A 7,266-nucleotide genomic window follows, 5' to 3' on the forward strand; every position below is an offset into this window, starting at 1 on the left:
GTTAAAGCTGGGCGAAATCGCAGACCCTGCACATGGCTAATTACCCGAACTCACCCCAGGCAATTACTCGTGCAGACGCAACTCAAAACTTGCGGCTCAAGTACGACGAGCCTGCCAGTCCGAAGCGCCACTCGAGATCGACAGCCTTGGAGATGCCGACCCGGTGTCCCGTTAAGATGGAGCTGGTTCTTGCTCCTGACGGCAGCTTGAACTGGAACGGAAGCTCGTCCAATGGCAGCCCGTCATAAGATGCATCGACAGCAAGCGCCTGGCAAAGGCGACCGGGTCCCGAACAAAGAAGTCGAAGGTCATCAACGCCGCGATTGGCCCGCATCAGGTCGAGCTTTGATTGCGGTTCGATCGCGCGCACAAGGACAGCACTACCGGGAAGACAGACGGCATTCAGGCACCAATGCAGACCATAGGACCGATAGACGTATGCGCTCCCTGGGGCGCCGAACATTGCGGAGTTTCGCGAAGTCCGACCACAAAAACTGTGTGAGGCTGGGTCATTGGCGTGATAGGCTTCCGTTTCGACGACGATCCCGCCCACGCCGTGCACAAGAAGCGTGGCGCCAATCATATCGCGAGCGACAACGCAGGCGTCCCGGGCAAAGAACTGGCGGTTCGTGATCAACGCCTGCACCAGATCTCGACCGCGCCGAAACATGGGGCGAACAAGAACATTCCCGCTCCGGCTGCAAAAGGCCAATCCACCAAGGCCAAACTCGCGATCATCAGCATCGCGGCGCTTCCTGCTGAACTCCGATAGCTCTGATCGCCTATAATGAGGGTCGATTGGCTATTCAACAGCGCCTAGCCCAAGCGGTCGAAGTGATTGGAAGGTTGAAGTTCGTTGCCGGCGTAGAAAAGAGAGACCCGGAAGACCGTGCCCGTTGCCGCGCTTGCGATGCCGCGATGCGTTAGGTGGCCGGAGAAAATCCTCGTGCGCTGCTCGGGAGCAATACCACGAAGGAACGTGACAGGCTCTGCGATCGTTGAAGACTTTTGATCGAGCCATATCATTCCATCGACCTCGATAAGAAAAATGGCCTACGATCCCGACAGCAGAATCCTCTCGGTGTGGTTCGTCGCCAGCGGCAAACGATACGAATTTGAGGAAGTGCCGCCGGAGACCTTCGCCGCGTTCAAAGCCGCCTTTGCGAAAGGCCGCTATTTCAACGAGCACATCCGGAATCACTTCCGGTACCGTCAGGTTGCGGCCGGCAAGGATGCGGGATGACGGCAAGCTGTTGATACATTCCAACTGCCGGTTGGTGGACGCAGCGCAGCCGGCGCGCGTAGGATTTTCTTACGATCCCCGCCCACCCTGTGCAAACGACTGATCGCCCGCCGTGCCGAAGGGTGCGGCGGGCTTTTTTGTTGTCTTGGGGGAACACGATCTGCCGACAATCGTTCGGGTCGCCAACAAAGCGCCGTACCGTCAGATCGAGGACAGGCAATGCGTGAAAGGCAAACATTTACCCATAAAGAAAAACACGACAGACAGGAGCGCACGTCGGATGCTGCACGGGCATTAACAGACATTGAGCGCATCGCACGAGATGCAAAGACCGCTCGGCTGCGGGAGCAACGACTTAAAGCCGAGACTGCTCTTCCTGCTGCATCGGCACCGAAACCGAAGAGGAATTGGAAGACCAAGAAGTCGTAGTAGGCACGCTGCACCTGGCGCCCTCCAATCAGCCGCGGTCCTCTCCGCAGGCCGCGTGGTTCAATCGAATCGACGGCCGATGTGCAAAGGTCGAGCGTGGAATAGCTGTACGGTTTGATGGTGCGGGATTTTAGGCGGTTGATTAGTTGCTCAGCGTATCGTCTGCGGCAATGCGATCCAACAGCTTACGGGATGCCAGTATTAGGCGGCGGGTATCGTTTATCGTCTGGCGAAGATCATCGATATCTGCTCGCGCGCGACTCTCATTCAATCGAGCCGCTTCTATTTCAAAATTGTCCCATGCGGATAGCATGTGGATGCCCCTAAGCGTCCGGCGGCTTCAGCCGGCTTTTCAGTAGCCGAGCTTCCCGAAGTAGTGATGCCCGATCGGTGCCGATCAACTCGATCAGCTCGCGCGCCTGAGCTTCCGTTATTCCAGCTTCCTTGGCGAGGAACTGCGCCTGAAAATCCGTCATTCGGTCGCGGTCGGACTTTTCTTCCTCGCCCATGGTGAACCTTTTCAGCCCTTGGATTGAACCGGAACGCCGGCGGGAGGGTTTTGTTGCGATCAATGGCTAAACCTTCCAGGCATTTTTCGCTTTCTCTGGAACACATGCTTGAGATGAAAGTTCGGAAAGTGCAGCAATTGTTCCCTCCCAATGAACGGCTGCAGATCGGCCCGATGCACCGATCGGCCCGCGTCCCTTCCTCGTGGGGCGCGGGCTTTATCGCTCGCACGGAACACCAGGCGCATGCGTTTCGCCGGCATGAAGCAACTGCTCAGCGAAATGGCCGCTTTTGCAGATCCAGGCTTTTGGGTCACGCTCCTACGGTTGTTCTGGTTCCCCCATGCCTCGCCGTCGCACTGCCTGTCTTTCAACGGTTGATTGTTGTCGTTTCGCGGGCAGCATGGAACCGACGGGCAGAAAGCGTCTGGCGCGGAGAGTCTTGAAAATAGCCCATCGGCGTAATGTGTTCTCATCGGCGATACACATCACGGGCATCGATGGCTGTGAGCGACCACCGCGCTTCCGCCCCAATGGGAGGAAAGGCATATGGTCAGCCTTAAGACTGCAAAGAGTGGCATTGCCTTTCCTAGTGACCTGACTTTGTTGAAGCAGGTCTTTGATCGTGTTCGCGTTGAGGAAGGTATTCCCGTTGGTAGCGAGCAGGCGGAGCGCCTGAGCGTGATCGCAATGGAACTTTTCTCAGATGGCGAATTTGACGAGGCAGTTCTTTACGAACGCCTTCGACTATATGCCCGATTGTAGCGCGGAAAGAAAAGCACATGACTTCCCACCATCAGGACGTCATGACGAGCCTTGTCGCTCGGTATGAAACGCTTGTGTCGATCCAGGACAGGATCGCCTGGCTTCCGAAGTGGACGAAGGGCTTCTAGAGCGCCTGTTCGTATCGCTCGGTAAGGCCCGCATCGCCTTGATCCGCGAGGTCGGCTAAAAGCCCGGTCTTCGTTCACTGCACAATTACCAGCGGCTGGTACTCCGGCTCCGCATGGTTCAACCGCGATGTTGAGGTTCATCTTTGGCGGGTGTCGGCGAGACGGCATTTACCTCAAGCGGTTCGATCACCAGGGACAGGCTAAGCCTCAGAACCTTTCTGCCACTCTCGTCCCTGATATCCATGATGAGTTGCTGCCCATCGGGACCTTTCAGTTCGTCCTTTGCCAGCTCGGTCAATCCTTCGACGGCTGCATTGCGCGCTGCCTCAATCCCCTCGCACTCCAGACCCGTGTTGTCTTCCACGAGATGCTGGCGATCGCCGCTATCAAAGAAATATCTTGGCATATCGGCTTCCGTCATCAGAATGCCACGTCGGGGTCGTTCAGGTGCAGGTAAGTCGGATCGAATTCCCCTGCCTGAACCAAACCCGGCCAATCGAGAGCACGCAACTTTGTACCTGACGTGGCGATCAGCCCGTCACCTCGCAGCGCCTGAAGCGTGCGGTTCACGTGAACCGGGGACAAACCCACCGCATCACCCAGTGCTGCCTGGGTGATCGGTAGATCCGCGACGTGGTCCTCAATGCGTCCTGCAAACCGCAACCGCACAATGAGTTCGCATAGCATGTGGGCCGTGCGAGCGTAGGCGTCCCGTCTGCCTACGTTGGTGACCCATTCACGGTAGATCGCAGCGTCAATCAGGGTCGATCGCCAGAACGAGGTTGCAACACGCGGGCGTTGTTCGCAAATCGAGCGAAGAGCGCTGTGGCGGATTAAGCCCAATCTGCCCGGCGTCATGCTCGAGAAGCTGCAATCTATGACTGCCAGATGTATGCCGTGCAGATCCGGGAGATCGCCTGCGACAAAGAAGCTGGTGATCTGCCGCTTTCCCGCACCAGTGTGCTTGTATGAACATACCACGCCGTCCAAGACGATAAAGGAGTTGGTTGGTCGATCGCCTTCTAAGAGGACATCCCTGTTAGCCGGAACATCCTTCTCCTGAATCGTGAGGCCTCCTAAGGCCGCGGCGTCATCATCGCTGATGTCAGCGACGCGACGCAGCTTGCGGATGAGCACGTCCGAGGAGAAAGCTGGACACAAGGACTTAGTTACCTCCATGGGCGTTACCTGCCGAACTTGCATTCGCCGCAGATGTTCCACGCTGCTGATGCGGATAAGAGGTGGACACGCCCGGGATGAAGCTGCGCATCAAGCATCTCCGCGGCGATCACAGCCACATACGCCACGCATCGCTGCTGGGTTTCAGCAACGAACAGGCCGGTCTATTGGTTTACCGGAAGCGGCTGGTGCTCCGGCTCCGCATGGTGAAGCACCTGGCCGAGATCGCGCATGTCGAACTTCTGTCCGCATAAGGGGCAATGCTCGAAATGCTCCGCCTCGGGCTTGATTGGCCGGTCGTGATCCTTGCCCGTGTAGCCCGTACCTTCGTTGTTGGTCCGATATCTCACTTACCCTCCCGCAGCGCCCTCGCGGCTTTTGTCAGGGCTGACCGATCATTGCCGTTCTTTTTGATCAGCTTGCTCACCTGGCTCGGCGAGATTCCATTCTCTCGCGCGAAATGTTCTATCTCGTAGTACTCGTCGATCGACAAACGATTCTGGTTGTCTTCCATTTCCGTATTCCTACCCGGGTTCAAGCAAACGGCACGTTGAAAGGACCCTAGCAACGACTGCCTGCAGCCGCGGTTCCGAGCGGCGATACGTCTTTGCCTGTTTTGCGAACAGATAAGACTTAGGTCCGGTGGAGAATCGGACCGAATCCCCTCATGGGGCTGGCTTCGCCGTGCACAGGAACCGAAACGTTCAAATTTTATTGAGTGGGGTCTGTTGCGTTGGAGTTTGCATGGTCGATCGGCTCGAGTTCATTCCGCCGATGGAACCCAAGCTTGTCGCCAAGCCGCCCGGTGGCGAGGACTGGATTCACGAGATCAAGCTCGACGGCTACCGCTCCCAGATCGTCATCAACAGCCCCGAGGATATCTGCGTCTTCACCAAAACCGGTGCGGACTGGACGAACAAATATGCAGGGCTCGTCGAAGCCGCGCGGGAGCTCGAGGTCGGGAACGCGATCATCGACGGTGAAGCGGTCGTCACCAATGAGGCTGGGCTGCCGGATTTCGCCGCGCTGCAGAAAGCCCTCCACAGCGATCCCTATTCAATGTATCTCGGCGCCTCCGACATCCTGCACCTCAACGGTCACGATCTGCGTGACATCGGCTGCAAGGCGCGCCGCGAAATCCTCTACGGCATCATCAAGCCAAACAGCCGGATCCAGTTCAGCGAGGCCATGCCCGGCGACGCGGAGGCGATCTTCTATCTCGCCGACCAGGCCGGCCTCGAGGGGATCGTCTCGAAGCGCGCCGACAGCAAATATCGCAGCGGCCCGACGACGAACTGGCTGAAGATAAAGAGCTGGACGGTTGACGAGTTCGAACTAATGGGAGTCGAGCGCGAGCCGGGCAAGGCGGCGTTCGCGCTTCTGGCGGAACCCGGCACCGGGAAATATGTCGGATCGGCGTTCATCACCTTGGGCCGCGACGTGAAGGAACGGCTGTGGAAGCGGGTGCAGGAACACGCCGGACCGCCGCCCGAGGCCATGAAGAAACGGTCTGCTACGCAGTGGGTCGGGCCTGGCGTCAAGCTGCGCATCAAGCATCTGCGCGGCGATGCCATGCGTCGCTGCTGGGTTTTGGTGACGAGGAGTAGCGTCGTTTGGCACGGCCTTACATGGGAAAGCTGCAGGGCTGACCAGAGACTCCATCAGTGTGGAACATTCCCTCTGTCCGCATGTTGGTTTGTGAGCGCGTCGTGCGCTTAAGACAGGAGAAAGAATATGAAACGAATCCTTTTAGCCTCGGCCGTGTTGGCGCTTTCCGCCGGGCTTTCCTTTGCCCAGACGACGAGCGGTACTTCGGGCGGAACCTCCACGACCACGACTACGACCACGCCCAGCACCGATCAGGGAACCAATTCCACAACCACTACAACCGATCAGGGAACTGACACCACCACCACCAGCGGCACGAACCCGAACTCGGCCAAGGATTGCGCGCCTGGCCAGCAGACCGGCAGCGCGCAGGATGCCGCACCTGGTCAGCAGGACACGGACGCCAAGACCGCCGCCCCCGGGCAAATGAAGAAGACCACCGAAGATTGCTGATTGGATATTCCACAATTAGCGGCTTCTAGCGCCCGCGCTCCTCCTCCGAGCGCGGGCCGACCGGGTCGCCTAGACAGGTGCGCACGATCGCAAGCTGCGCCTGGACCTAATCCAATCACATGTTGGCAAGCAAGTTAGTGCGCTAATCTGCGCTCCTTGAGCGTCGACGAGACCTGACGGCTTCCAGCAATTTGCCCTCATCGGTACTAATGTTTCGAAAAACCGCGACAATCGTCACAGCCAAGACTTCCGCATCCCGGCTAAAAGGATCGATCTGCTCATCTGCGCAAACCTGATCAAAGACGCGTTCACAAACAGCCAGATCCTGAGGGCTGAGGCAGGTGCGATTGAAACGCGGCCGCGGCATTTGCTAGCCTTCGAGCCCGCTGCATTGCAAATAGAGCGGGCGTTCAGCCAGACCGAGCACACTGACAGTCCGGCCTCGCGCAAGAACGCCGGTCGTTGAGTGTTTGTTCCCGGCTGGGGACAAAGCTTTGGAACGATCGCTCTGTGGCGGCGTTGCGACGGCAGTAAAACTATGCTGACCAACGGAGACAGACATGACAGAGCCCAAGGAACGTCTGGTGCAGTGGCTTCGCGACGCTCACGCCATGGAAGAACAGGCTGAGACCATTTTGAGCGGCCAAATCGAGCGTCTGGAAAACTATCCCGAGATTCGCGACCGGATGAACACGCATCTCGAAGAAACGAGGCAACAGGCGAAACGTCTCGAACAATGCCTCGACCGGATTGGCGACGGATCTTCGACGCTGAAGGATGCCGGCGGTAAGCTAATCGCAATCGGGCAGAACATCAGCGGCATTTTTGCAGGCGACGAGGTGATGAAAGGATCGCTGGCCAGCTACACGTTCGAGCATATGGAAATCGCCAGCTATAAAATGCTCATTGCCGCAGCCGGCGAGGTCGGCGATTCCGAAACCCAAAGCGCGTGCAA

Annotated in this window: 12 protein-coding genes; 7 read left to right on the forward strand and 5 right to left on the reverse strand. The window is 57.9% G+C overall.

What is annotated here, in order from left to right:
- Positions 1 to 82 precede the first annotated feature (82 nt).
- A complete protein-coding gene (locus EOC93_RS31610; RefSeq protein WP_245329963.1) occupies positions 83 to 583 on the reverse strand; it encodes a DNA-3-methyladenine glycosylase in 501 nt (166 codons plus the stop codon).
- Between EOC93_RS31610 and EOC93_RS35175 the strand changes: the two genes are divergently transcribed.
- Both EOC93_RS35175 and EOC93_RS31615 read left to right on the forward strand, forming a co-directional pair.
- The gene (locus tag EOC93_RS35175) at positions 518 to 772 is read left to right on the forward strand and encodes a hypothetical protein (RefSeq protein ID WP_245329964.1); all 255 of its coding nucleotides are present in this window, start codon (positions 518 to 520) and stop codon (positions 770 to 772) included. The genes EOC93_RS31610 and EOC93_RS35175 overlap by 66 nt on opposite strands.
- A 252-nt stretch (positions 773 to 1,024) precedes the next feature.
- A complete protein-coding gene (locus EOC93_RS31615; protein ID WP_095486903.1) occupies positions 1,025 to 1,243 on the forward strand; it encodes a KTSC domain-containing protein in 219 nt (72 codons plus the stop codon).
- A 752-nt stretch (positions 1,244 to 1,995) separates the two neighbouring features.
- Here the strand turns inward: EOC93_RS31615 and EOC93_RS31620 are convergent.
- Entirely contained in the window at positions 1,996 to 2,181 is a 186-nt protein-coding gene (locus tag EOC93_RS31620) for a hypothetical protein (protein WP_095486901.1), read from the reverse strand.
- Positions 2,182 to 2,727: 546 nt separating this feature from the next.
- On the opposite strand from EOC93_RS31620, the gene EOC93_RS31625 reads away from it, so the two are divergent.
- Complete coding sequence (locus EOC93_RS31625; RefSeq protein ID WP_023803428.1) at positions 2,728 to 2,943, forward strand: hypothetical protein; 216 nt, start codon at positions 2,728 to 2,730, stop codon at positions 2,941 to 2,943.
- A gap of 246 nt (positions 2,944 to 3,189) precedes the next feature.
- Here the strand turns inward: EOC93_RS31625 and EOC93_RS31630 are convergent, their stop codons facing one another.
- Together EOC93_RS31630 and EOC93_RS31635 are read right to left on the reverse strand one after the other, a co-directional pair.
- Positions 3,190 to 3,492 (reverse strand): hypothetical protein, encoded by a 303-nt coding sequence (locus EOC93_RS31630; RefSeq protein ID WP_206532294.1) that lies wholly within the window; start codon positions 3,490 to 3,492, stop codon positions 3,190 to 3,192.
- Positions 3,492 to 4,250 carry a Crp/Fnr family transcriptional regulator gene (locus EOC93_RS31635; protein WP_164759360.1) on the reverse strand — a complete coding sequence of 253 codons (759 nt, stop codon included), beginning with the start codon at positions 4,248 to 4,250 and terminating at the stop codon, positions 3,492 to 3,494. The genes EOC93_RS31630 and EOC93_RS31635 overlap by 1 nt, the downstream gene beginning before the upstream one ends.
- Before the next feature lie 77 nt (positions 4,251 to 4,327).
- Between EOC93_RS31635 and EOC93_RS34300 the strand changes: the two genes are divergently transcribed.
- Positions 4,328 to 4,504, forward strand: a complete 177-nt coding sequence (locus EOC93_RS34300; protein ID WP_158302633.1) for a hypothetical protein — start codon at positions 4,328 to 4,330, stop codon at positions 4,502 to 4,504.
- Positions 4,505 to 4,596: 92 nt separating this feature from the next.
- Here EOC93_RS34300 and EOC93_RS31645 read toward each other — a convergent pair whose 3' ends face one another.
- Positions 4,597 to 4,764, reverse strand: coding sequence for a DUF3606 domain-containing protein (locus EOC93_RS31645; protein WP_095486899.1), 168 nt, complete (start codon positions 4,762 to 4,764; stop codon positions 4,597 to 4,599).
- 230 nt (positions 4,765 to 4,994) lie between these two features.
- Here EOC93_RS31645 and EOC93_RS31650 point away from each other — a divergent pair, with 230 nt between their 5' ends.
- From EOC93_RS31650 to EOC93_RS31660, 3 genes are all read left to right on the forward strand, one after another.
- Complete coding sequence (locus EOC93_RS31650) at positions 4,995 to 5,969, forward strand: ATP-dependent DNA ligase (protein ID WP_348627618.1); 975 nt, start codon at positions 4,995 to 4,997, stop codon at positions 5,967 to 5,969.
- A gap of 15 nt (positions 5,970 to 5,984) precedes the next feature.
- On the forward strand, positions 5,985 to 6,311 hold the full coding sequence (locus EOC93_RS31655; protein WP_127206584.1) for a hypothetical protein: 327 nt from the start codon (positions 5,985 to 5,987) through the stop codon (positions 6,309 to 6,311).
- A gap of 560 nt (positions 6,312 to 6,871) precedes the next feature.
- A partial coding sequence (locus EOC93_RS31660; protein WP_164759361.1) for a ferritin-like domain-containing protein occupies positions 6,872 to 7,266 on the forward strand: 395 nt, incomplete at its 3' end.

This window comes from Mesorhizobium sp. M6A.T.Ce.TU.002.03.1.1 (assembly GCF_003997275.1).
GTDB classification, from domain to species: domain Bacteria; phylum Pseudomonadota; class Alphaproteobacteria; order Rhizobiales; family Rhizobiaceae; genus Mesorhizobium; species Mesorhizobium mediterraneum.

Bases quoted from the DNA above. Each gene is read 5' to 3' on its own strand.
- EOC93_RS31610 (WP_245329963.1), bottom strand. From the start codon at position 583: ATGATTGGCGCCACGCTTCTTGTGCACGGCGTGGGCGGGATCGTCGTC.
- EOC93_RS31620 (WP_095486901.1), bottom strand. From the start codon at position 2,181: ATGGGCGAGGAAGAAAAGTCCGACCGCGACCGAATGACGGATTTTCAG.
- EOC93_RS31625 (WP_023803428.1), top strand. From the start codon at position 2,728: ATGGTCAGCCTTAAGACTGCAAAGAGTGGCATTGCCTTTCCTAGTGAC.
- EOC93_RS31630 (WP_206532294.1), bottom strand. From the start codon at position 3,492: ATGACGGAAGCCGATATGCCAAGATATTTCTTTGATAGCGGCGATCGC.
- EOC93_RS31635 (WP_164759360.1), bottom strand. From the start codon at position 4,250: ATGGAGGTAACTAAGTCCTTGTGTCCAGCTTTCTCCTCGGACGTGCTC.
- EOC93_RS34300 (WP_158302633.1), top strand. From the start codon at position 4,328: ATGAAGCTGCGCATCAAGCATCTCCGCGGCGATCACAGCCACATACGC.
- EOC93_RS31645 (WP_095486899.1), bottom strand. From the start codon at position 4,764: ATGGAAGACAACCAGAATCGTTTGTCGATCGACGAGTACTACGAGATA.
- EOC93_RS31650 (WP_348627618.1), top strand. From the start codon at position 4,995: ATGGTCGATCGGCTCGAGTTCATTCCGCCGATGGAACCCAAGCTTGTC.
- EOC93_RS31655 (WP_127206584.1), top strand. From the start codon at position 5,985: ATGAAACGAATCCTTTTAGCCTCGGCCGTGTTGGCGCTTTCCGCCGGG.